Raw genomic sequence first — 23,144 nt, forward strand, 5'->3', positions numbered from 1 at the left:
CCGTACCGCTGCGCGAACACGCCGGCGAGGTAGCCGTCCTGGCCGACCGGTAGGAGCCGTCCGCCGCTGCCGCTGCCGCCGCTGCTGCTGCCGAGCCGGCTCAGCACCCGCTCGGGCGGCCAGGTTGCGGCGTCGCCGTGGGTGCGGCGGTCCAGCGCGGACTGCAGAACCCGGTGGCCGCCGGCGACGACGGTCTCGGTGCCGTCCATCCGGCGCAGTACCGCGGCGGTCTCGGCGGGCACGTCGGACTCGGCGAGCAGGGCGAGCTGGCTGTCCAGCACGACGCCGGCCGCGCCGCCCACGACCGCCGCCGCCGCCGTGCGGACCCCGATCCCGCCCCAGCACCACACCGGCAGGTCCCGGCCGACGCCGTCGAGCAACTGCTGAAGCAGGACGAACGCGCCGAGCTCACCGACCCGGCCACCGGCCTCGTTGCCCCGGGCCACCAGCCCGTGTGCCCCCGCGGCCGCCGCCGCTCGGGCCTGCTCGACAGTTGTGACCTCGACCAGCCGCCGCGCGCCCGGCAGCGCGGCGAGTTCCGCCCGGCGCGGCCCGACTCCAGAACCCCGGGCTCCATCGGCCCGGTCGGGGACGTGCTGGTCGGGCGTGTGCTGGTCGAGGGTGTGCTGGTCGGAGGTGTGCTGGCCGACGTCGGGGTGGTCCTGTCGGTCGACGTCGGGGTGGTCCTGCCAGTCGAGGTCGCGCGCGTCCTGGCGGGCAGCCCCGTCGCCGGGCGGACCGTCGCCGGGCGGACCGTCGCCGGGCGGCGGCGCGGGCAGCAGCACGAGGCCGATGCGGTCGGCGAAGGCCGCGAGATCCCCCGGGGCTACCAGATCCGGGTAGGCCAGCCGGATCCCGAACCTGCCGGTGACCAGGCGCGCCGTGGTGTGCAGCGCGGCGAGCGCGGCGACCGGGTCACGGCCCAGGTCGAGTACGCCCCAGGCGCCGGCGTGGCACAGTGCCGCCACCAGCCGGGGATCGGGCTCGCCGAGCGGGCTCACCCCGAGGACGAGGTCACGCCGCTGTCGGGCCGCGGCGGGCGCCGGGACCGGTGCCGGCGAGGTGCCCACCGCGGCGGCGGGAGGCTGCGCGCTTGCCTGCATGGACTCACTTCTCCAACGATGATCGGCCGCCGGGCGGACGGCCGCCGGGTGGACGGCTGGGTGACGGTCGGGACTGGCCGGGGCGGCGGGCACGGGCCACGCCACGGCGGCGGTGCCCGCGGGAGGGCGTCAGGAGGCGGGGACGGCCGTGGCCCGGCGGTGCCGGGCGAGCCAGCCCTCCGGGTCGGCGGCCTTCTCGGCGTACGCCGTCGCCGTCTGCGCCTGGGGCAATATCAGAAAACGGCCCTCGGCGACGCCCTCGATCGCACATCGGGCGACCTCGTCGGCCTCCAGGACCGGGCCGGACGCCACCACCGCGCGGGCTGTCTCGTGACCGGCGTTCAGGGCGTCCACCAGCATGTCCGTGCGGACGCCGAGCGGGCACAGGACGCTGATCTGCACGCCGCGGCCACCGTGGGTGAGTGCCAGCCATTCCGCGAGAGCGACCGCGGCGCCTTTCGTCACGGCGTATGGCGCGTCCCCGGGGATATTGAGCAGACCGGCTGCGGAAGCGGTGATGACAAACGCGCCGCTGTCCCTTTCCAGCATGCTCGGAAGCACAATGCGGGCAGCGTTGACGTGAGACATCACATTGATGCTCCAGGCGCGCGCCCACTGGCGGGCGGTGGCGTCGATCCCGGCACCCGCCGCGATTCCGGCGTTGGAAAAGAAAACATCGACGAAACCGAACATCTCGCGGGTTCGCCGGGCCAGCTCGTCGAGGTCTGCCGGTGACCCGACGTCGGCCCGGACGGCCTCCACCGCGGTGCCGCGCAGGCCCACACGCTGGGCCGTCGCCCGCGCGACGGCAAGGTCGATGTCGGCGACGACGACCGCCCGGGCACCCGCCGCCGCGGCCTGGTCGGCGAGCGCCGCGCCGATTCCGCGGCCACCACCGGTGACGACGACAACCTTGTCCGCGAGCAGCATGAAACCTCCCTGCCGATGGCTAAATCTCAATAAGAGGGCAGTCGGCGGCGCCGCGAGAGGTATTCGGTGAATGATTTCACCGAGAAAGGAGGGGAGCTCGCGGGTCCGGTCCTGGACGGTCCGGATTGCTGAATCCTGCCACTTGTTGATCTGAGTCAGCAGGAACACTAGGCAGTGCCCGAACTCCGTGCAAGTGCAGCGGAAGGGCGATTTCCACCAAGGAGCTACCCCGGGCATCCGCCTCCGGGGGGCCCGGGGCGCCAAAGGGGCAGGTCGGACGGCCTGCGGGGAGGCGTCCGGTACGTCTGATCTGTCCGAATTCTGGCCGTCAAAGGTGACTGGTTCTTTACATTCGGCGTCCGCTGGGGCGGGTCGCCGGTGTGGGCGCATCGAACGGTGGGTGGCTTCCGATCTTGCGAACCACCATGACCCCAGGTTCTGGAAGCCATCCAAACCATCTGTTGGACTTCTGATCTCGGGTCCGGAGATCCTGGAACGGCAGCAGCACGCACCCGATCACCACCAGGCTCCCCACGGAGGAGGACACATGTCGGAGCGCGACAAGGCGTGGCAGCCCGAGGACCTCACCCGGCTGTTCGTCGAGCGGGTCAATGCCCGCGACGCCGAGGGCATCGCGGCACTGTACGAGCCGGACGCGGTGATGGCCTACCCGCCGGGCAGCGTGACGGTCGGCCGCGGGGCCATCCACGCCTTCTGGGCGAAGGTCCTGCCGCAACTGCCGCCGTTCGAGCAGGAGGCACCCCTGCCGACCCTGGCCAGCGGCGACATCGCCCTGACCTCGACCCCGCCGAAGGACGGCGCGGGCGCCCGCGCCCAGGTGGTCCGCCGCCAGCCGGACGGTTCCTGGCTGCGCCTGATCGACCAGCCGGAGTTCACGCCCCCGCCCGCCTGACCCCGCCCGCCACACCCCGCCCGCCTGGCCCCGTCGTACTGGCCCCGTCGTACTGGCCTCGTCGGACGGGCGTCGTCGGACGGGCGTCGTCGGACGGGCGTCGTCCGGAATGGCCTCGTCGGACCGGTGTCGCCGGTTTGGCCTTGTCTCGGTCTGATCCCTGGGCCGCCGGTACGGTTTTCGGAGGGAGGACAAACGCCCGCGCCCCTGCCCGACGGGCGGCCGACGCGGCGATCAGCCCACGAGGGCCGCGGCGAGCGTGTCAAGCTGGCCGAACGCACGGGCGAACCCGACCGGGTCGGTGTAGTCGCGGGATTCGACGATCCGCCCGGCGCGCACCCGCAGCACGAAGATGCATGCGACGTCGAAGTCGCGGGCATGCGCCCGGCCGACGTAGTGGAACTCGCCGATGACGACCTCCGGATCGGCGGTGGCGTGCACGGTCCGCTCGATCGCGGCGAAGCTCTCGACTCCGTCGGCCGCCACTGTCGCCCCGCCGAAGTGCCGGCGCAGGTCGTCGCGGGTACGCAGCGGCTTGGTCGGGAACGGGGCGAACGGAAGGCGGACGTCGGTGGGCTCGGCGTACAGGTCGATGAGGGGCTCGAGCTGGGAGCGGTCACCGAGCACGAGCCGCGGCACCGCGTCGGCGAGCGCGTGGAAGACCTCGGTGGGGGTGGCGGTGGGAGTCATCCGGAGCCTCCTGGCACAATAAGCGAAGTCGTCACTTCGGATCTTAGCCGAAGTGGCGACTTCGTTTACGCCCCCTGGCGGCGCGGGGTGATACGACGGACGGGAGGGTGCCGTCGTCGGGTGAGGGGTGGTCGCAGATGCGAGTCGACGCCCGGCTGAACCGTGAGCGCATCCTCACCGCCGCCGAGGAGGTGTTCGGCGAGCTCGGCGCGCAGGCGTCGACGGAGGAGGTGGCCCGGCGGGCCGGGGTGGGCGTTGCCACGGTGTTCCGGCACTTCCCGACCAAGACCGATCTCGTCGAGGCGACACTCGTCCGGCACTTCGACGACCTGGTCGCGCACGCCCGCACGCTGGCGACCGCGCCCGCGCCGGGTCCGGCGCTCGGCGATCTGGTCACCGCGATGGTCGAGCGGGGCGCGACGAAGGTGACGCTGGCGAACCTGCTCGGCGCCGCCGACCAGGTTCCCTCCGGCGCGGCGGACGCGGCCCAGCGGCTGCGCGACGCCGTCGACGCCGTGTTGCGTCGCGCGCAGGAGGCGGGGGTGGCCCGTCGGGACGTCTCCGTCGACGAGCTCTACTTCCTGGTCCGGGGCCTGACCCAGGCGGCGGCGGCACTGCCCGTGCCCACCGCGGTCAGCCGTGGGGCGGTCGCGGTCGTCCTGGACGGCCTCGCCGCCAAACGGTGACGGTCCGGGCCCGGTTGTGCCTGGGCCCGGCCACCGTTCGTCGCGTGCGTGGTGTCCCGTTGTGTCTTGGTGCGTTGTGCTCGCGATGTTCGTCTATCGAGGTCGCCCGTCGTTACTCTGGCGTGCGGCGTGCGGCGTGCGGCGTGCGGCGTGCGGCGTGCGGGTGCTGTCAGCGCGCGGCCTGCGCGGCCTGCGCGGCCTGCGCGGGCAGGGCGACGGCCCAGTCGGACCGGCTGATCGTGTACACGGCGTGGTGCTCGCCGTGGAGGAACTCCAGGCGCTGGGAGGTCATGCCGAGCCGTTCGGCGACGCGGACCGACGCGGCGTTCTCCGGCAGGATGATCGACACGACCTCCGCGAGGTCCGGCCGCTGGGCGAAGACCCAGTCGATGGCGGCGGTGGCGGCCTCGCGGGCGTAGCCACGGCCCCAGCGGTCGCGGCGGATGAACCAGACGGCCTCGATACCGGGCCAGCCGGGTTCGGTCCACAGCCCGGCGCGGCCGACGAGGGTCCCGGTCGACTGCTCCACGACCGCCCAGGGACCCACGCCGGTCAGCGCCCAACAGCCGATATTCCCGGCCATCGCGTGCCACACGCTGTCCGGATCGCACCGTCCACCGATGTAGCGGGTGAACTCGGGATCAGACCAGATCTCGACGAAACCGGAGACGTCGGCATTGTCGAGCGGACGCAGAGTGAGGCGTTCCGTCGTGAGCGTCGGGATGGCTTTCTCGACCGTCTTTGTCGTCATCATCCCGGCGTTCCGGCCGGCAGCGTGCGGCACGCCTCAAGAAAGGACGAGACCGCGGGTATCCGATGATGTGACGGGGAGAAGGAAGATGCGCACTGCCGCAGCCGCGATTTCACGGTGTGCGTCAGTTCGGCCGGTGCGCTGGTCATCACGTCCATGGCAATGCGGGCCGCCTCCTCGGGTTCCGCGTCGGGGCCGAGGAGATGCCGCGAGGCGTCGGACATCGAGGCGTGCTGTGATTCCTCGACGGTGAAGTCGCCACCTCTGCGGCGATAACCCGCCACCGCGATTGGCGCCCATTCACGGGCCATGTCGGCATCGCCCATCGTGATGGCGACACCGGACCGGAACATGGCAACCGCAGCCGGACCGACCGGAGTTTCACCCGGCATCGGTGCCATCGAGCAGGAGGCCGCCTCCATCCGGTTCAACGCGCGCCGGGCGTTGTCGTTGTCGCCTGCCTTCGCATATGCCCGCGCCTCGTAGGCGGCCATTCTCGCATCCATGTACGGATGATTCACGTGGTGGACGACGCTCAGCGCGGCAATGGCCTGGCGATAGCGCTGAGTGTGATAGGCGATGGAACTCTGCAGTGCCGCCACCGACATGATGAGAACGGGTTCGCCGATCTCGTTCGCATACGTGCCGGCGAGGCCGGCGAAGCGACGGGCGGAGCGGAAGTCATCGGTATTGAAGGCCAGCCGACCGAGGAAGTAGGTGAGCTGGCCGCCGAGCAGGGTCACCCGACTGCGGGTGCCCGCGGACATCCGACCGTCGAGGATCGCCTCGATCTGCTTCCAGCGCCCGGCCACCTCGCCCAGCAGGGCGGCGTGCGGGGCGGAGCCGTAGACCTGGGCGATCTCGTCTACGTCGGACTCCAGCTCGTCGAGCGTGCGGTCGGAGGCGCTGCCGGTCTCGATGCGCTGGCGGGTGGAGACCGCCAGGGCGGACAGGGCGGGCAGCGCGGGCAGGGCCGCGAACTCTCGCCGGTTCGTGGAAATCACCCCTTGATCGATCGTCCGTGCACCATTGGCTACGAGCATCCCCTCCGGTGCAGGAACGTATTCATCGGTTGGTTTTCTCATGGGGGGCACGACGCCGAGGCGTCGTGCCCGCTTTTCCCGGTCGGCGACGTCACGAAGCCGCCTGATTGCCCCCCCGCAGGGGAGAACGACATCCAGGGCATCGGAGAGGTCCGGCGAAGGTACCTCTCGGCCGTTGACTGCCCGGGAAACCTGCTGCCTTTTGAAGCCGGTCCTTTCCGCGAGTCTGCTGATGTTGGTCTCGTTGTCTCCGATCAGAGATTGGAGCATGGTTGCCAGCTGGTCCAGCGCATCATTGCGTTGCCGTTCAGCCTCCACCGTTAACCTCCGGGCCGCATCCGTTTCGAGGGGTGCAACAGGTCCTTGCGGGACGAGCACCCATCTATTGCACTCTGTCGCTGAACTGGGGCCGAAGTGTGTCATGGCACCTACCGAGGCACCCCCGGGCCACCCAGGTGGGTACCGCGGGAGTGCCCCCGGCACCACCGGTGATCCGGTTAACGCCGTTTCGAGGAGGTTTCGTGACACCATCGAGCCCTTCGGCAGGAATACCGAGTTCCGTATCCCCTCCCCTCGGGGACGAAGAGGTTGTGCACGCCACATCGCGGACCCCCGATGGGGGTGATTCGTCCTCGACTCTGCCGGGGTCTACCCGGGATGGGGGGGACATTCCGCCGAATCTGGCTCAGACGGGTGGCGCGACGGGACCTTGGTCCCGATACCGGCGGCACCCCGACTACCGATGTGCTCCATACACACCGACCACTCGGGCCCCCCGTCCCTCCCCAATTCGGGTACCCCCGCGGAGCCTGCCGGTCCGCCGACCGGGTCGGCACTGGATCCCGCCCCAGGGCCCGCGGGCGTCGGACTACGCGATCACGGTCCTCGATGCGGACGGCGGCCCTGTCGAGACCCTTGTTGGCTGGTCAGAGGCGCGGCTCGCGGAGGACCACGCTCGCACCCTCGACGACATCGCCGGCTATCGGATCGTGCCCTGCCGCCGCGCCGGTGGTCGCTGAGCGGTGGGGCACCGCCCCTCGGCGGGTGGAAGCGCCAGCGCCCGCCGAGGGGTCTCACCACCCAGCGGATCGCCGGCCGGCACCAGAGCCCGACCGGACTCCTCCAGTAGTCCGGTCGACAGGCTCATGTGGCCCGAAGTGACCACAGGGGCCCCCAATCGGGCACCCAATCGTCCGTTCCGCGTTGTCTGTCGGATGTGCGAGATCTAGCCGTTGCGTCCTTCTTGCCTGACTTGCTTGATTTGCGGCTCTGTGTAACCTGCCGGCTCCGGTGGCCGTCGGCGCGCCGGGCCGTTGGCGTCCCGGGCCGGCGGGGTGCGAGGCCGACGGGGTGCCGAGCTGGCGGGGTGCCGGGCTGATGACGTGCAGGCCAGCGGGGGGGTGCAGGTCGGTGAATTGCCCCGGTCGGTTAGGCGACCAGGACGGATGGATGTCCAGGTTGTGGGTGCCGAGGCCGGCCAGGTGCGCAGGCCGGCAAGGAGCACAGGCCGGATGGGCTGCCGTGGCGCCGTCCCGCGGATGATTTCTTGGCGCGCCGGCCGTCCGTCGTCATCATTCGGCCGAATGCGTGGAGCGCGGAACGATCCCGTCCGGACCGGAATCGCCCGCCGTCGGTGGGGCCAGCCGCGAGGGGGCGCCAGGGTGCCGCAATCCGGCTGGCTCTGACACACCGTCCGGAGTGTGCAGAACAACGCAGCATCTTCGCTATCGACCCCGGATTGTCTAGGCGTACGGGAGTAGGACCAACCCGGAGCAAGGGTCGCGCATCTGTTGGGTGAATATCGCGCGCCGGTTCGCTCGACACCGGCCCGTCCGCCCGTCGACTCCGTCGCATCCGCAAGGTATTCGAAACGGATAGACAACGGCGTCCGGGTGGTCGCTCACCTCGTGGTCCCAAAGAATTTTCAGGGTGTCGGCGACGCAACCGAGGCGCTCACCCTGCTCCCGTGCCCGGGCCTCGGTCCGCTGCGCGCGGGCTCCCCCTTGGCCGCCGGCCGGTCCCGACTGCATCGCGCCTGGGATCCGCCGATGGCGTCGCGGCGCTCTACCCGTGCCTGGGACTCGCCGATGGCGTCGCGGCGCTCTACCTGCGCCTGGGACTCGCCGATGGCGTCGCGGCGCTCTACCCGCGGCTGGAGCCGGACCAGGCTCGGCGCTTTGCCGCGCGGCTGCGGCCGATGGCTCCCGCCGCCGGCCGCTACCCCCTCGGCCACGCGGAACCCGCCGCACTGCCGACCGTCGTCCTCTGCGCCGCCGACGACGAGATGTTCGCCCTCGGAACCGAGCGGGACCTCGCCGACAGCTCCCTCGGTGTCAACTCCGTCGAGATTCCCGGCGGCCACCCGCCGACGTTCGCCGACCCGGCCGACGTTCGCCGACCCGGCCGGCCTCACCGCGCTACTGGATGGGTTCACCCGACGGGCCGTGCCGTAGCCGCCGTGCCAGCGGCGGGACCAAGCGCGGCAAGGAGTTCGCCCGTGTCAAGCACCCGGGCACCAATGTCGCGACACTCCGCCAGCGCCCGCGGGTAGATCCGGGAGATCGCGTCGGCGACGACCACGACCTCGAAGTCACGCTCGCTGGCCTCGTAGACGGTCGTCCGCGGGCAGTTGGGGAAGTTGGCGCCGACCACGACCACGGTACCGACGCCCAGCGTGCGTAACTCGTCGGCGAGCCGGGTCGCGTAGAACCCGCCCCACCGGGGCTTGAACAGCGCCCACTCCTGCGGTCCCAGCCGCTGCGTGGCACCCGCCAGCAACGCTCGGTAGTCCAAGCGCAGGCCGCCGCCCGGGGGCGCCAGCGCGGGGTGGAGCTGGCTGCCGTCGCTACCGGGGCAGACCAGGCGCCTGCCGGCGGCGATCGACGCGCGCCGGCAGCGCTCCGCGTTCGAGCCGTCCGGCAGATAGAGCCGGACCAGGTGGAACACCGGCAGCCCGGCCGCGCGGAAGCCGCCGGCGGCGCGGGCCATCGCCGGCAGCAACGTCTCGGTTCCCGCGATGGTGCCAGGTCCGTCCGCGCGGACGAAATCGTTCTGCACGTCGATGGTGAGCAGCGCCCACCCGCTCGGATCCACCGCCGCCCCGTCGCCCGTCACCTCAGACACGGTGGCTCCTCCCCGGCGGCTCGCCCGCCCCGCCCCGGCCCCGCCCCGCCCTGGCCGCGCCCTTGTGGCGGTTAACCGTCCGCCGTGCTCTGGCAGGGTCGTCCTTGCGGTGGCCCTGTCCGGCTGTGTCGCCGCTGTGCCTTCGTGCTGTTGGGTCGGCGTGGTCTGGCGGGGTCGTCCTTGCGGTGCCCTCGCCCGGCCGTGCCCTCGCCCGGCCGTGCTCCCGCCGTGCCCTCGTGGCGGTCTTCCGGTCTGCTTGCGTGGGCGGATTCTTTCGCTCTGCCCCGCGCTGGCGGGGCCTCTTCCGGCGGTGTCGCCCCGCCGCCTCGCGGAAGGTCCGCTCCGGTGGGGTGCTGGAGTCGGCCCCGGCCAAGACTGAGCCTGCCCGGGGCGGCGGCGGGTGTCCAACAACGATCCGGACTGATCGTCAGCAGCGGCGCTCATGGCCGGCATCACGAGTCCGCCCCGTGCTCGGCATCCGTCCTTTGCTCGGCATCCGTCCCGTGATCGGCATCCGCGCCGACCATGGTCCGCTCGGCCGCGGACCGACGCATCAACTCGCCGCCGGGGATGACCGGCTCGAAGCAAGGCGGCGCGATATGCCCGCAAACCGGGTTGAGCTGGGAAAAAGGAAGCTGTTCGCTGCGCGTCAGCCGGCCGGACGGATGGGGGCCATTGGATCGTCGTCCGTCGCTCCTAGCGTGCCCGGCGGCGGCCGAGCGGCCGGTGCATCCTCCGATGGCGGGCGGGGACGGGCATGGCAACACGCAGACAGGTGCTGACAGCGACGGGTCTCGGCCTGCTCGGGGCGGGACTGGCCCCCGGGCTCGCCGGACCCGCCTGGGCCGGTTCGCCGGCGACATCGCCCGGTTCGTCGGCGGCGCCGGCCGGCTCCGGCGCCACGCCGGTGGGCTTGGGAGCGCTGCGGCCCGCCGGAGCCGAGCTCGCCCTGCCACCGGGGTTCCACTACACCTCGTTCGGCCGCGCGGGCATGCCGATGTCCGACGGGCTGCCCACCCCGATCGCCCACGACGGCCAGGCGCTGTTCGACGACGGCGGCGGCACGGTCGTGCTGCTGCGCAACCACGAGATCGACCCGGACCTGCCCGGGGTTCAGCGCCGCGCGCTCGGCCCGGGCGAGGCCTACGACCGGGCCGCGCCGGCGGGGGTGACCCGGTCACGCTACGACCTGGCGGCCGGGCGGCTGCGGGAAAGTCGGCTCGTGCTCAACGGGACGCTGGAGAACTGCAACGGCTCACCGACGCCGTGGGGAACCTGGCTGTCGTGCGAGGAGACGACCGACGGGACGACCGCCGGCTACGAACGGCCGCACGGCCATGTTTTCGAGGTCCCGGCGAACGCCCGCGGCCCGGTGCTGCCGCTGCCGCTGCGGGCGATGGGCCGGTTCGAGCACGAATGCGCCCCCGTGGACCCGGTGACCGGCATCGTCTACCTCACCGAGGACAACGGCGACCCCGGCGACGGGCTCTACCGCTTCCTGCCGAACCGTCCCGGGAGGCTGGCGGCCGGCGGGCGGCTGCAGATGCTCGCCGTGCGCGGCGAGCCGACCTACGACACCGCCACCGGCCAGCGCGTGGGCGAGCGCCTGCCGGTGACCTGGGTCGACATCGACCACCCCGACCCGTCGGACGCCGAATCCAACCCCGGATCGGTGTACAGCCAGGGCCGGGCCCGCGGCGGCGCCCGCTTCCTCGGACTGGAGGGCGCAGACTGGGCTGGCGGCCAGCTCACCTTCGTTGCCTCCGAGGCCGGCGACGCCGAGGAGGGGCAGGTGTGGACCTACCGGCCCACCGGCCTGCACAGCGGCGTGCTGACACTGCGCTACGAGTCGCGCGACGGCGGCGTGCTCGACCAGCCCGACGGGCTGACCGTCGGCCCGCACGGCGGCGTCGTTCTCTGCGAGGACGGCGACGGCGAGGACGACGCGGGCGGCGACAACTACCTTCGACTGCTGACGACGGCCGGCCGGATCGTCGACCTGGCGAAGGTCATCGCCCCGCTCGACCTGCACCACTGGAACGCCGAGGACTTCCCGACACCTGGACCGGTGGGTGCGAGCGAGACTGCCGGCGCCCGGTTCACCGCGGACGGCCGCCACCTGTTCGTCAACATCCAGTACCCGGGCCTGACCTGCGTCATCACCGGCCCCTGGGGCACACTCGTTTAGCCGGTCCTGGGCGGACGTCGGTGGTCGGGCGCCGCTCCGAGCTCTTGCGTGGACGGGCGGGGCACCGATCCCGCCAGACCGCCAGACCGGCGGGCCGGCGGGCCGGCGGGATGACGATCTGGCGGAGCGTAGACCGACGTCGCCGCTACGGCGGTATGTCCTTGCACCTCCGTCGTGCTCTGGCTCGTCGAGGGTCCGCGCGGATCCGTGCGGACGTGTGGCCAGGCCGGATCGCGACGCCGCCGGTGCCCCGTCCCGCCGCGATACGCCGTCGCGGGGGAGACGGCGGCAGGATGGAGAGGCAGTCAGGCGGGGCCGGGTTGGCCGCCGGTCAGATGGCGCTGGTGAGGAGGTCGGTGGGGTGTTGGGTGTAGGGGTTGCGGCGGGGTTCTTGGTGGGGGTCGATGCGCCAGGGTGGGATGTAGGCGGGGTGGCCGTCGTCGGTGAACGTGATGGTCCAGCCGTCGTGGTGGACTTGGCGGTGGTGCTGGCCGCAGATGAGGACGAGGTTGTGGAGGGCGGTGACTCCATTGTGTGTCCAGTGCACGCAGTGGTGGCATTCGCACCATGAGGGTGGTCGATCGCAGCCCGGGAAGGTGCATCCCCGGTCGCGGGCGACGAGTGCGCGGCGTAGGTGAGCTGGAACGGTGCGGGTTGATCGTCCCACGTCGAGGGGCATGCCGGCGGGGCTGAGGATGATCCGGCTGACTTCCGCGTCGCAACTGAGTCGGGTGAGGACGCTGTGGGGTAGGGGGAGTCCGCAGCTGGTCAGGGCGGGGATGGTGCCGTTGGCGAGCAGGGTGTTCCAGTCGATGGTGACGGTCAGGTGTGGGCGTGCCCCGCCGCCTGTGGGGATGGCGGCGGCGCCGAGGGCGCGGGTGATGAGGTCGAGGAGGGCGTCGGCGCGGCGGCGGGTGGGGGTGCGCCGGTCGGGGGTGGCGTCGGTGGCGGGGTGGGGTGCGGCGAGGCTGTCGAGTGCGGTGCGTAGGAGGGCGGCGCCTTCGGCGTCGAGTTCGCCGTGGATGAGGGTGGCGCCGGTGGGGGTGTCGGTGAGTTCGCCGGTGTGGCTGTCGGTGTGGGGGTTGTGGCCGCCGGGGGAGGTGTCGATGGTGGTGAGGGTTTCGCGCAGGCGGGCGGCGAGTTTGGCGAGGTGGTGGGGGTCGAACTGGTCGGCGAAGCGTAGGAGTGCCTGTTCGGCGGCGGCCTGCTGGTCGGGGGTGATGCCGGTGGGCAGGGTGCACATCGCGTCGCAGATGACGGCGGCCTGTTCGACGGTGATCGTTCCTCGGTCAGGGCCGTGCCGGTGGCGGTGTAGAGGGTGGTGGTGTCGTGGGCGAGGGTGACCTGGCGGCGGGCGTCGCGGGTGGCTAGGCGTAGCCGGTCGCGTAGCCAGCTGGTGAGGTCGGTGGCGCCGTGGCGTACGGCGAACCCGCGGTCCTGTGCCTCCGTGAACAGGGCGCCTCGGACGGCGGCGACCCAGCTGGTCAGTCGGCACATGCCCTCGAGCAGCCCGTCCAGTTCGTGGTCGGTCAGCTGCCAGGTCTGGGCGGCGAGTAGCCCGTCGAGGTGCCGGGAGATCGTGGTGAGGCGGGCCGGCGGGTCGGGGCCGTCTCCGTGGCCGTCGTCGAGAACCATGGGTCAACGGTAGAACAACCCACCCCGAATGTCGAACATGTGTTCGTCTGCTGTGGGCGGAGTCGACACGGGAACCAGCAGTGCGACTAGGGGATCCGTACCGTCGGCGCGTCCAGGTCGACGCCCGCCTCGTCGGATGTCCGCATCCGCTCTGCCGGCATGACGCCCTTGGCCGGTTGACTGCTCTCAACCGGATCGCGGATCTCCGTCGAATGCCTGCTTCCGGCCGGAACTCCGCCGCCGATGATGACACGGCCGCCGGTGATGACACGGCCGTCGGCGGTGCGGCCGTCGGCACTGGTAGCGGTGTCGGCACTGGTAGCGGTGTCGGCACTGGGACCGGCGGCGGCCTCGGCGGCAAGCAGCGTCTCGACGTGGACGTATCTTGCGCCGCGCAGCAGGGAGGCGACGGCTGCGATCAGCGACATGGCGATGGCCAGGGAGAACACGATGATCAGACCGTGATGGAACGGTGAGGCGATCAGGTGCGGGAAGAACTCCTTGCCGGTCAGCGCCTGGGCGTTCGCCGAGGGGAGCTGGCGCAGGGTGTCGTCGCCGAGCAGGTTCTGCATCGGGTTGTAGCCGAGGAAGGCGGCGAACAGGCTGCCGACCGGCGGCAGGTTCGCCACCCGGTCGGTGACGTCGGCGGGCACGCCCTGCGCGGCCAGCCCGCTGTGCAGCGAGTGTGGCAGCGTCGAGGACAGTCCGGCGATCATCAGGGAGAAGAACAGGCCGATCGACAGGACCTGGCCGGAGTTCATGAACGTCGCACGCATCCCGGAGGCGCCGCCGCGGGTCGCCGCGGGCACGGCGTTCATCACCGCGGTCGTGTTCGGCGCGGAGAACAGGCCCGAGCCGATCCCGTTGAGGACCAGCAGCGCCGCGAACGCCGGGTAGCTGAAGTTCGTCGGCAGCACCAGCAGGCCGACGAAGGTCGCCGCGACCAGCGTCAGCCCTCCGGTGGCGAACGCGCGGGCGCCGAACCGGTCGGACAGGAAGCCCGACACCGGTCCGGCCACCAGGAACCCGATCGTCAGCGGCAGCAGGTAGATGCCCGCCCACAGCGGCGTGTCGACGTAGTCGTAGCCATGCAGTGGCAGCCAGATCCCCTGCAGCCAGATGATGAGCATGAACTGCATCCCGCCGCGGGCGATCGAGGACAGCAGGACCGCCGCGTTGCCGGCGGTGAACGCCCGGATCCGGAACAGCGCCAGGTTGAACATCGGCTGCGCGGTGCGCCGTTCGACGAGGACGAACGCGACGAGGACGGCGGCGCCGCCGATCAGCGCGGCGAGCACCTTCGGGTTCAGCCAGCCCATGTCGTGGCCGCCGTAGGGCTGGATGCCGTACGTGACGCCGGCGAGCAGCGCGGTCAGCCCGACGGCGAAGGTGATGTTCCCCCACCAGTCGATCCGCGCCGCCACGCGCCGGCCGGTGTCGCGCAGGCTGCGGTAGGACCAGATCGTGCCGGCCACGCCGATCGGCACGCTCACCCAGAACACCGCGCGCCAGTTCCACTCCGACAGCAGGCCGCCGGCGACCAGCCCGATGAACGAGCCGGCGAGCGCGGCGACCTGGTTGATGCCCAGCGCCATGCCGCGCTGACGGGTGGGGAAGGCGTCGGTGAGGATGGCCGTCGAGTTGGCCATGAGCATCGCGCCGCCCACGCCCTGCACGACCCGCCAGCCGATCAGCCACAGCGCCCCGGACGAATCCTGCCAGGGGGTCAGGGCCAGCCCGATCGAGGCGACGCTGAACACGGCGAAGCCGGCGTTGTAGATCCGGACCCGGCCGAACATGTCACCGAGTCGGCCCAGCGTCACCACCAGCACGGCGGAGACGAGCATGTAGCCCATCAGCATCCACAGCAGGTAGCTGACGTTGCCCGGCTGCAGGGGATCGAGGTGGATCCCGCGGAAGATCGCGGGTAGGGAGATGATGACGATCGAGCTGTTGACCGTCGCCATCAGCACCCCGATGGTCGTGTTCGACAGGGCGATCCAGCGGTATCCCGAGTGGTCGTCCTGGTCTGGCCGGCGCGCTGCGTCGACCGGAGTCCCCGCTGTCGTGGACATCCGGCGCTGCTCCCTCCATCACCGATGCGGGCCGGGCCCGCCGCCGTGGGCGGTGCCGGGCGCACTGCATGGCATGGGCGCGAGGCGGGGTCGGCCGGGGCCGGGTTGCATCTCGTCGCTGCGGTGAGGGGCCCGGGTACCTTCTGCGTCGGGGCATGGGCCCGCTGTGTCGGGTATGCGCCTTCTGCGTCGGGTATGCGCCTTCTGCGTCGGGCGTGCCCTGAGGTAGGCGTATGCCTTCTGGTCGGGCCGGCCGCGTGCCTCCGCGTCCACGTCGGATAGTTGCTTGACTGATACTAACAACCGCGCCTGTCGATCGGCATTCCCGCCGCGGCTGGCGGATCGATGGCCCGAAGCGGCCGCACGTCGGCGCCGGAGCGTTCTACATTGCTTGCTGGACGAGATCGTCATTGCTTGTGGGACGAGATCGTCGTTGCTTGTGGGACGAGATCGTCCGCGTGGACTGCACAGCCATCCGAGGGCCGGCGCGAGGAGAGCGAGGCGAGGCGACGTGGCGACCGATGTCGAGAGCACGTTGGCGGCCGACGACTACGACGAGTTCGGACTGCTGCACGAGAACGCCGAGGAACTGGGCCTGCCGTTCGCGGGCAGGCCGGACGTCAGTCGCGGCTACGTCGACCTGGCGGCCGACCGGCGGCTGAGCTACATCCGCTGGGGCACCGCCGATCCCGAGGTGGTGTTCCTGCACGGCGGCGCGCAGAACGCCCACACCTGGGATTATGTGGCGCTCGCGCTGGGCCGGCCGGCGGTGGCGTTCGACCTGCCCGGTCACGGCCGGTCGTCCTGGCGCGCCGACCGTGACTACGGTCCATGGCGCAACGTCGAGGCGCTGGCGACGGCCCTGCCGACCGTGGCGCCGAACGCGGCAGTCGTGGTGGGCATGTCGCTCGGCGGCCTGACCGTCACCCATCTCGCCGCGACGCGCCCCGACCTCTGCCGCCGCGCGGTGATCGTCGACGTCACCCCGCAGGTCAACGACCCGGGCCGGACGATGACGACGGCCGAACGCGGCTCGGTGGCGCTCGTCTCCGGACCGCCGACCTACGCCTCGTTCGAGGAGATGGCCGACGCCGCGGTGGCGCTGAGTCCGCTGCGGGCCGCCGCCGGGGTGCGCCGCGGCGTGCGCCACAACGCCCGCCGGCAGCCGGACGGCCGCTGGTCGTGGCGGTACGACCTGTTCGGCCCGCCCCCGCCGGGAACCCCGGACTGGCTCGACTTCACCTCACTGTGGGACGAGGTCGACACGATCACCGTGCCGGCGCTGCTCGTGCGCGGCGGCGAGTCGAAGTACGTCCATGACACCGACGTCGCCGAGTTCCGCCGCCGCCTGCCGGCCCTGCAGTACGCCCTCGTCGACGGCGCCGGCCACGCCGTGCAGAGCGACCGCCCACTCGAACTCGTCACCCTGATCCGCGACTTCGCCTTCCCGGCGACCTGACCACCCCCGCCGCCCCGGGCGATCCCGGGGCGGCCCCGGGTCTGCCCCGGGTCAGTGCCTGGCCGGCGCGGCGTCGCCGAGCAGGTTCGTGCGCCCCCACCGGCCGAGGGGCGCCAGCGCCTCGTTGAGGGAGCGGCCGAGCGGGGTCAGCGAGTACTCGACCCGGGGCGGCACCTCGTCGAAGGCCTCGCGGTGCACGATGCCGTCCGCCGCCAGCTCGCGCAGGTGCGACGCGAGCACCTTCTCCGTCACCCCCGCCAGCTCCCGGCGCAGCTCGCCGAAGCGGCAGGCCCGCTCGGCCAGCGCCCACAGGATGAGCCCCTTCCAGCGCCCGCCGATCACGTCCATCGCCGCGTCGATGCCGCAGACGTACGCCCCGGGCCGTCGTGTCATGGCGATGGCGTGCCCCCTTCACCCTGGTCACTCACCGCCGGGTGAGCGCCCACTTCAAAGTGCGTACTTGATCGCTCCATCGACCTCGCGCCAGCCTAATCGCCATGACCGACCCCGCCCCTCGCGACGACGATTCCCGCGACGTCGACGACCGTTCCCGCGACGTCTACAGTCCCCGCCAGGTCGTTGACGATCGTCCCCACTACGGCTCCCGCGGAAGGGGGCGGCAGCCCGATCGCGGCGCGACGGTGCCGCTCGCCGTTCTCGGGCTCGGTGCGATGGGTACCGCGCTCGCCCGGACCTGGCTCGCCGCCGGCCATCCGACCACGGTCTGGAACCGGTCCCGGGCCCGGGCGGAGCCGCTCGTCGCCGAGGGCGCGACGCTCGCCGACACGGCCGCCGAGGCGGTGGCCGCGACCCCGCTGACCGTGGTCTGCCTGCTCGACGACGCCTCGGTCGGGGCGGCTCTGGCCGATGCCGAGCTCGCGGGCCGGGACCTGGTCAACCTCACCACCGGCTCCCCGGTGCAGGCCCGTGCCCGCGCCGCATGGGCGCACGAGCGCGGCGCCCGCTACCTCGACGGCGGGATCATGGCGGTGCCCCCGATGGTCGGCAGCTCGCCGGACCGGGGTTACATCCTGTACAGCGGTTCGCGGGCGCTGTTCGACGAGCACGGCCGGACGCTGGCCGTGCCCCTCGACACCCGCTACGTCGGCGCGGACCCGGGGTTCGCCGCCCTGCACGACGTCGCGTTGCTCAGCGCGATGACCGGGATGTTCGCCGGTGTCTCCCACGCGTTCGCCCTGGTTCGCGCGGCCGGCGTCCCCGCCCGCCCGTTCGCCCCCCTGCTCGTCGAGTGGCTGCGGGCGATGGCGGCGAGTGCGTCCGCCACGGCCGAGCACCTGGACGGCGGCGACTACACGACGGGCGTGGTGTCCACTCTGGCCATGCAGGTGGCGGGCAGTGCGACGCTGCGACGCACCGCCGCCGAGCTCGGTGTCGACGCCGGGCTGCTCACGCCGTACCTGGCGGCGATGGAGCGCCGCCTCGCGGACGGCCACGCCGACGAGGGGATCACCGGCGTGATCGACACGCTCCTACCTGACCTGACCTGCGGGACCCGCGACCCGCGACCCGCGACCCGGGAGCCGCGACCCGGAATTCGGGGCCCGGGATTGGGGGCCCGTGGTCGATGTCACCCAGTGCAGCGGGACCGTGGGGGGTAAGTTGGAAGTTCGACTTTACTGTGTAAAGGGTGACGGGTTATGCCGCGGGCGCGGCCCATTCGGGTGGTGCGCCGCTGCGGCGTGCCGCCCGACAGGGCTCGGAGGTCCAGATGCCGTCTCCCGTACGACCACTGCCAGCACTCGCCGAGCTGACCCCGCCGCCGGGCAGTCCACAGCGTGGTGCCCCACGCCGCGCACCCGGGTCGGTGCGGCGCACCAGCCACCTCAACGCGACCTGGCCCGCCGGTTACGGGTCCCCGATGAACCTCAGCGCCGGCGCCCGTGACCTGGTGACCGGGCGCGACGGGCAGGCGACGGTGGTCGACTCCGCGCAGTTGCGCGTCACCGTTGACGGTACCCGGACGCTGCGTTCCGTCACCAGCGTGCCCCCACGCAGGGCCCTGTCCGGACTGGTCGGTCAGAGCGGCGGCCGCGGCTACCGCGCCCTGCTTCGCGAGCTGGTCCCCGAGGACGTCGCCACCGGATCCCCGCTGCACTTCCTGCTCGACGACATGCCCGGCGCGACCCTGGTGGCGCCGATCGCCTGGCGACTGTGGCCCGGCGAGCAGGAGAAACTGGCGAGGTTCGCCGCCGCGACGCAGGCCAGCCGGGTCGAGGCGATGCGGGAGGTCTGCTCGGGATGGCGGGCCGACGGCGGCCCGCTGGAACGGATGTCCCAGGGCGGCGGGTTGGAGCAGAACCTCGTGCCCGCCCATCCCCTGGAGCAGCCCGACGACCCGCTGGCCTGGCACCGGATGGCGCCGCCGCCCGGCGACTCGGCGATGTTCCGCCGCCGGCGCCGGGTGGACGTGACCGCACCCGAGCCCGGGGCGTCCCACGGCGTCCTGACCGTCGACTCGATGTTCCGGGACAGCATGTGGAGCCCGCAGGGCGTGGAGACGGTCGTGCACGAATACGGCGTGCACGCCACCGTCGACCCGGCCACGATGAGCCTCGTCGGGCTCCGCGCGGACCCGCGGGTGCTGCCCTTCGACACCTGCCCGTCGGCCGCCGGCAACGTCGACCTGCTGCTCGGCGAGCCGATGCGGACCCTGCGGGCCCGGGTCATCAAACTCGTCGTCGGCACCGACGGCTGCACGCACCTCAACGACGCGCTGCGGGCGCTCGCCGAGGTCCCCGTCCTCGTCGACCAGCTCGTCACCACCGGCCGGATCGACTGACCGCCCGGCTCGCCTGCCTGGCCTGCCTGGCCTGCCTGGCCGGACCGTCCGGCCTCACCGTCCGGCTCGCCTGCCCGGCTGGACCGCTCGGCCTGACTGTCCGGCCTGACTGCTCAGCTCGCCTGCTCAGCTCGCCTGCCCGGCTCGCCTGCCCGGCCAGAACGGCCTGACCGCCCGGCCTGACCGCCCGGCCTGAACGGCCGGATCGACTGACTCGCGGATCGACTGATCGATCGGGGTCGGGGATCGTTTCGGCCCGCCAGGCCGGCAGTTTTATACTGGCTGCGGGGCGTTCCCCGGGGTGCCGGGGAAGGTGGCGACGCCTGGCGATGTCGACGTGAGTCGGGTGGTGAGGTGGCGGCGGGTGTCCGTCCGGCTGCGGCGCACGGCGCGCAGGCGTCCGGCGCGCCGGCCGGGGCGATGCGGGCCCTGGGGGTCGACGACATCGTCGCCGCCGCCCTGCGGGTGGGGACTCATCGGGGGTTCGCGGCTTTGACCATGCGCGCGCTCGCCGAGGAGCTCGGCGTGTCCGCGATGGCGGCCTACCACCACGTTCCCAGCAAGGACGCGCTGGTCGACCTGGTCATCGACGCGGTCCTCGCCGACGTCGTGATTCCCCCACCCGACCATGGCGACTGGGACGTGCGCCTGCGCGAGCTGCGTCGGCGCTCCGCCGCGGCGCTGGCGGTGTGGCCGGGCGTCGACGTCCTGGTCTACGCCCGCCCGCCCACCACTCAGGGCTGGCGGATCATGGACGGCTACCTGCAGATCCTGCTGGACGCCGGCCTGACGCCGAAGAACGCGCTGCTCGGCTTCAACGTCCTGCACGACTACGGCATGGCCCGGTCGATCCAGCACCGACTGCGTGAAGGTGCGGGCGCCGGCGTCCCGAGCGACCGGCCCGCCCAGTGGCCGGCGCTCAGCCGGGTGGCGACGATGTGGTCGCAGGCCCAGGGACACGACCTCACCGCCTTCGCCGACACCCTCGTCGTGGACGGCCTGCGCGCCCTGCTGGCCAGGCAGCGCGCCGCCACCGACGTCCCCTGACCACCCCGCCGCCCCTGACCACCCCGCCCCGGACACCACCGACCTCAGGGAACACCGAGATCGCCGGATTGAGGGTGGGCTGGATGCGTGGCGCGGTTCCGCGGAACACCTTGATCGTCGGGGCTGGTTCGCGCCCTCATCCGGACGGCATGTTGATCCGGGCGCGTTGATCGCAGCGGCGGGGTCGAAACGCCCGCCGCGGCGGCGATGGTCCCCGAGAGGTCCGTCGCCGCCGTGGCGGGCAGTGTCAGCCGCTGTTGGGTCAGCCGCTGTTGGGTCTAGCCGTTGTCGGGTCAGCCGCTTGTGCTGGTGGCGGTCAGGTCGTAGACCGTCTGACCGCCCACCGTGGTGGCGGTGAAGTGCGCCGCGACCCAGGTGGCGATCTGTGAGCTGGTCCCCGAGGCGTTGTCGCCACCCCTCCCGCCGCCCATGCCCCCGCCGCCGGCGATGAAGTAGTGGATCTTCCCGTCGGCGACCCACTGCTGGAACTGGGCGAGGGTCGGCGCCGGATCGCTGCCGTCCCAACCGCCGATCGCGATGACGGACTGCCCGCTGGCGAGTTCGAGCTGCGCCGCGCTGGTCGCGCCGCTCGTCGTGGCCGCGGCCCAGGTGGTTGTCGAACGGGCCAGCAGCGCCGTCAGCGCCGAGTTCGTGGACTGCTCCCCGCCGCCCCCGCCCGCCGTCATGCCCCCGGCCGCCGACGTGGCGCCGGTCGTGGACGTGCTACCCGTCGCAGAGGCGGCGCCGGTCGTGGACGTGGATGTGGATGTGGGCGGGGTGCCGGTGGGTCGGGTGCCGGTGGGCGGGGTGCCGCCGGCGGCGAAGCGTCCGCCGTTGCCGCCGGGGCCGCCGCCCATCGCGGCGCTGGACGGTCCTGAGGTGGGGATCGAACCGGTGTGCGGATGCGCGGCGGTGCTGGCGGCGTAGGCGGTGCTGCTGGCGCCGACGGTGAGCACCGCCGCGGTGGCGAGCACCGCGGTCACCCGGGTGAATCGGGTCGCACCCGCGAGCAGCGCGGCGGCCAGGGTCAGCGCGGCGACGAGCACGATCCAGCGCAGTGCCGGCAGCCAGGTCGGCACCCGGTCGAGCAGCACGAAGCTCCAGGTGCCGGTCAGGGCGATCATGGTGGCGAGTGCCGCCCGCGCCGGGAACTGGTCGCGGTCGCGCCACAGCGCGGTCCCGCCGGTGGCGACGAGCGCGGCGATCGCCGGCGCCAGGGCGACGGTGTAGTAGGGATGGATGATCCCGTTCATGAAGCTGAACACCAGCCCGCTGACGACGAGCCAGCCGCCCCACAGCACCAGCGCGGCCCGCGTGGGGTCGATGCGGGGGGCCCGCCTGGTCCGCCACAGTCCGACGATCAGCACGAGCAGCGCCGCGGGAAGCAGCCAGGAGATCTCCGAGCCCATGCTCGACCCGAACAGCCGGGTGATCCCGGTCGCGCCGCCGAAGCCGGTGTTCCCGCCGCCGCCCATCCCGCCACCGCCGCCGCCGGCCCCGCCGCCGGAGGAGCCGAGGATGCGGCCGAGTCCGTTGTAGCCGAGGGCGAGCTGCAGCAGGCTGTTGTCGGTGGAACCGCCGATGTAGGGGCGCGACGACGCCGGCCACAGGTCGACCAGGGCGACGTACCAGCCGGCCGAGACGACGATCGCCCCGGCCGCACCGGCCAGGTGCAGCACCCGACGTCCCAGGCCCGTCGGCGCGGCGATCAGATACGCCAGGCCGAGGGCCGGGACGACCAGGAACGCCTGCGCCAGTTTGGTGAGGAAACCGAAGCCGATGCAGGTCCCGGCGAGCATCAGCCAGCGCGCGCTGGCCCGCTCGGTCGCCCGGACCGTGCAGTAGGCGGCGGCGACGAGGAGCAGGACCAGCAGGGCGTCCGGGTTGTTGAACCGGAACATCAGCGCGGCGACCGGCGTCAGCGCGAACGCGGCGCCGGCGAGCAGCCCGGCGGTGGCGCCGGCGCTGCGCCGGACCGTCGCGTACAGCAGCCCGACGGCCGCGACCCCCTCGACCGCCTGGGGGGCGAGCACGGACCAGGACGAGAAGCCGAAGACCCGAGCGGACAGCCCCGAGATCCACAGCGACGCCGGCGGCTTGTCGACGGTGATGGCGTTACCGGCGTCCAGGGAGCCGAACAGCAGCGCCTTCCAGCTCTGGGAACCCGCCTGGGTGGCCGCCGCGTAGAAGCTGTTGCCGTAACCGGACGCGCTGAGGTTCCACAGGTAGAGCAGCGCCGTGCCGGCCAGCAGGACCAGCAGCGCCGGCCGGACCCAGACCGGATCACCGGCCGGCCCGCGGGCCAGCCGCCCGAGCCGCCCGTGCCCCCTGCCCGGCGGGGGAGGCGGCGGCGGTTGGGCCCAGCGCCCGGCGCCTGGTCGCGGGGCGAGCCGGATCGTGTCGGACGGTTCGACGTCGGGTGCGGTGGTCGTCATCGAGAAGACTCCAGGGTCTGTCTGTCGCGGTTGCGCCCCCGGGCGGGCCAGGTCGGGGTCGGACGCGCCGCCGATGCGGCGGCCGCGGTTCAGCGCGCGGGATACGCGGGATACGCGGGGGACGAACGGGTTCAGGACGGGATGTGCGGGAGGCGCGGGATATGCGGGAGGCGCGGGAGGCGGGCGGGCTCAGCGTGGGGTGCCGGCGCTGGCCGAGGCGGCATCCCGTCCTGAACCCGTTCGTCCCCCGCGTATCCCGCGTATCC

General features: G+C 72.5%; 18 protein-coding genes. 7 read left to right on the plus strand and 11 right to left on the minus strand.

Annotated elements, in window-relative coordinates:
* Positions 1 to 1,103 (minus strand): nitronate monooxygenase (locus ND748_RS07995; RefSeq protein ID WP_251745022.1); only part of this gene is annotated, 1,103 nt, incomplete at its 3' end.
* 129 nt (positions 1,104 to 1,232) lie between these two features.
* Entirely contained in the window at positions 1,233 to 2,033 is an 801-nt protein-coding gene (locus ND748_RS08000; protein WP_251745023.1) for an SDR family oxidoreductase, read from the minus strand.
* 547 nt (positions 2,034 to 2,580) lie between these two features.
* Here ND748_RS08000 and ND748_RS08005 point away from each other — a divergent pair.
* Entirely contained in the window at positions 2,581 to 2,946 is a 366-nt protein-coding gene (locus ND748_RS08005; RefSeq protein ID WP_251745024.1) for a nuclear transport factor 2 family protein, read from the plus strand.
* Positions 2,947 to 3,180: 234 nt separating this feature from the next.
* Here ND748_RS08005 and ND748_RS08010 read toward each other — a convergent pair whose 3' ends face one another.
* Positions 3,181 to 3,636, minus strand: a complete 456-nt coding sequence (locus tag ND748_RS08010; protein WP_251745025.1) for a nuclear transport factor 2 family protein — start codon at positions 3,634 to 3,636, stop codon at positions 3,181 to 3,183.
* Between the two features lie 137 nt (positions 3,637 to 3,773).
* Here ND748_RS08010 and ND748_RS08015 point away from each other — a divergent pair, with 137 nt between their 5' ends.
* Entirely contained in the window at positions 3,774 to 4,322 is a 549-nt protein-coding gene (locus ND748_RS08015; RefSeq protein WP_251745026.1) for a TetR/AcrR family transcriptional regulator, read from the plus strand.
* A gap of 169 nt (positions 4,323 to 4,491) precedes the next feature.
* Here ND748_RS08015 and ND748_RS08020 read toward each other — a convergent pair whose 3' ends face one another.
* The 4 genes from ND748_RS08020 to ND748_RS08035 all read right to left on the minus strand — a co-directional run bounded on the left by ND748_RS08020 (position 4,492) and on the right by ND748_RS08035 (position 9,239).
* Positions 4,492 to 5,076: a GNAT family N-acetyltransferase gene (locus ND748_RS08020; RefSeq protein ID WP_251745027.1), complete on the minus strand. Its 585-nt coding sequence runs from the start codon at positions 5,074 to 5,076 to the stop codon at positions 4,492 to 4,494.
* On the minus strand, positions 5,073 to 6,434 hold the full coding sequence (locus ND748_RS08025) for a hypothetical protein (RefSeq protein WP_251745028.1): 1,362 nt from the start codon (positions 6,432 to 6,434) through the stop codon (positions 5,073 to 5,075). The genes ND748_RS08020 and ND748_RS08025 overlap by 4 nt, the downstream gene beginning before the upstream one ends.
* Positions 6,435 to 8,040: 1,606 nt before the next feature.
* Complete coding sequence (locus tag ND748_RS08030; RefSeq protein ID WP_251745029.1) at positions 8,041 to 8,550, minus strand: hypothetical protein; 510 nt, start codon at positions 8,548 to 8,550, stop codon at positions 8,041 to 8,043.
* On the minus strand, positions 8,547 to 9,239 hold the full coding sequence (locus ND748_RS08035; RefSeq protein ID WP_251745030.1) for a cysteine hydrolase family protein: 693 nt from the start codon (positions 9,237 to 9,239) through the stop codon (positions 8,547 to 8,549). The genes ND748_RS08030 and ND748_RS08035 overlap by 4 nt, the downstream gene beginning before the upstream one ends.
* A 757-nt stretch (positions 9,240 to 9,996) precedes the next feature.
* Here ND748_RS08035 and ND748_RS08040 point away from each other — a divergent pair.
* Positions 9,997 to 11,427: an alkaline phosphatase PhoX gene (locus tag ND748_RS08040; protein WP_251745031.1), complete on the plus strand. Its 1,431-nt coding sequence runs from the start codon at positions 9,997 to 9,999 to the stop codon at positions 11,425 to 11,427.
* 331 nt (positions 11,428 to 11,758) lie between these two features.
* Here ND748_RS08040 and ND748_RS08045 read toward each other — a convergent pair whose 3' ends face one another.
* The gene (locus ND748_RS08045) at positions 11,759 to 12,670 is read right to left on the minus strand and encodes an HNH endonuclease signature motif containing protein (RefSeq protein ID WP_251745032.1); all 912 of its coding nucleotides are present in this window, start codon (positions 12,668 to 12,670) and stop codon (positions 11,759 to 11,761) included.
* 478 nt (positions 12,671 to 13,148) lie between these two features.
* Positions 13,149 to 15,137 (minus strand): MFS transporter, encoded by a 1,989-nt coding sequence (locus ND748_RS08050; RefSeq protein WP_251745033.1) that lies wholly within the window; start codon positions 15,135 to 15,137, stop codon positions 13,149 to 13,151.
* A gap of 511 nt (positions 15,138 to 15,648) precedes the next feature.
* On the opposite strand from ND748_RS08050, the gene ND748_RS08055 reads away from it, so the two are divergent.
* Positions 15,649 to 16,596, plus strand: coding sequence for an alpha/beta fold hydrolase (locus tag ND748_RS08055; RefSeq protein ID WP_251745034.1), 948 nt, complete (start codon positions 15,649 to 15,651; stop codon positions 16,594 to 16,596).
* 51 nt (positions 16,597 to 16,647) lie between these two features.
* On the opposite strand, the gene ND748_RS08060 is transcribed toward ND748_RS08055, so the two are convergent.
* Complete coding sequence (locus tag ND748_RS08060) at positions 16,648 to 16,995, minus strand: winged helix-turn-helix transcriptional regulator (RefSeq protein ID WP_374215873.1); 348 nt, start codon at positions 16,993 to 16,995, stop codon at positions 16,648 to 16,650.
* A 98-nt stretch (positions 16,996 to 17,093) separates the two neighbouring features.
* Here ND748_RS08060 and ND748_RS08065 point away from each other — a divergent pair, with 98 nt between their 5' ends.
* The 3 genes from ND748_RS08065 (at position 17,094) to ND748_RS08075 (ending at position 20,443) form a co-directional block, all read left to right on the plus strand.
* Positions 17,094 to 18,215, plus strand: coding sequence for an NAD(P)-dependent oxidoreductase (locus ND748_RS08065; protein WP_251745036.1), 1,122 nt, complete (start codon positions 17,094 to 17,096; stop codon positions 18,213 to 18,215).
* A gap of 110 nt (positions 18,216 to 18,325) precedes the next feature.
* Complete coding sequence (locus tag ND748_RS08070) at positions 18,326 to 19,396, plus strand: DUF2889 domain-containing protein (RefSeq protein WP_251745037.1); 1,071 nt, start codon at positions 18,326 to 18,328, stop codon at positions 19,394 to 19,396.
* A 354-nt stretch (positions 19,397 to 19,750) separates the two neighbouring features.
* Positions 19,751 to 20,443: a TetR/AcrR family transcriptional regulator gene (locus ND748_RS08075; protein WP_251745038.1), complete on the plus strand. Its 693-nt coding sequence runs from the start codon at positions 19,751 to 19,753 to the stop codon at positions 20,441 to 20,443.
* Between the two features lie 293 nt (positions 20,444 to 20,736).
* On the opposite strand, the gene ND748_RS08080 is transcribed toward ND748_RS08075, so the two are convergent.
* Positions 20,737 to 22,878 carry a glycosyltransferase family 39 protein gene (locus tag ND748_RS08080; RefSeq protein ID WP_251745039.1) on the minus strand — a complete coding sequence of 714 codons (2,142 nt, stop codon included), beginning with the start codon at positions 22,876 to 22,878 and terminating at the stop codon, positions 20,737 to 20,739.
* Positions 22,879 to 23,144: the final 266 nt, after the last annotated feature.

The organism is Frankia sp. AiPs1 (assembly GCF_023716945.1).
In the GTDB taxonomy this organism is placed as follows: domain Bacteria; phylum Actinomycetota; class Actinomycetes; order Frankiales; family Frankiaceae; genus Frankia.

Coding starts and splice junctions, on each gene's coding strand:
- ND748_RS08015 (WP_251745026.1), top strand. CDS start 3,774: ATGCGAGTCGACGCCCGGCTGAACCGTGAGCGCATCCTCACCGCCGCC.
- ND748_RS08080 (WP_251745039.1), bottom strand. CDS start 22,878: ATGACGACCACCGCACCCGACGTCGAACCGTCCGACACGATCCGGCTC.
- ND748_RS08045 (WP_251745032.1), bottom strand. CDS start 12,670: ATGTGCACCCTGCCCACCGGCATCACCCCCGACCAGCAGGCCGCCGCC.
- ND748_RS08070 (WP_251745037.1), top strand. CDS start 18,326: ATGCCGTCTCCCGTACGACCACTGCCAGCACTCGCCGAGCTGACCCCG.
- ND748_RS08005 (WP_251745024.1), top strand. CDS start 2,581: ATGTCGGAGCGCGACAAGGCGTGGCAGCCCGAGGACCTCACCCGGCTG.
- ND748_RS08040 (WP_251745031.1), top strand. CDS start 9,997: ATGGCAACACGCAGACAGGTGCTGACAGCGACGGGTCTCGGCCTGCTC.
- ND748_RS08065 (WP_251745036.1), top strand. CDS start 17,094: ATGACCGACCCCGCCCCTCGCGACGACGATTCCCGCGACGTCGACGAC.
- ND748_RS08050 (WP_251745033.1), bottom strand. CDS start 15,137: ATGTCCACGACAGCGGGGACTCCGGTCGACGCAGCGCGCCGGCCAGAC.
- ND748_RS08020 (WP_251745027.1), bottom strand. CDS start 5,076: ATGATGACGACAAAGACGGTCGAGAAAGCCATCCCGACGCTCACGACG.
- ND748_RS08000 (WP_251745023.1), bottom strand. CDS start 2,033: ATGCTGCTCGCGGACAAGGTTGTCGTCGTCACCGGTGGTGGCCGCGGA.
- ND748_RS08010 (WP_251745025.1), bottom strand. CDS start 3,636: ATGACTCCCACCGCCACCCCCACCGAGGTCTTCCACGCGCTCGCCGAC.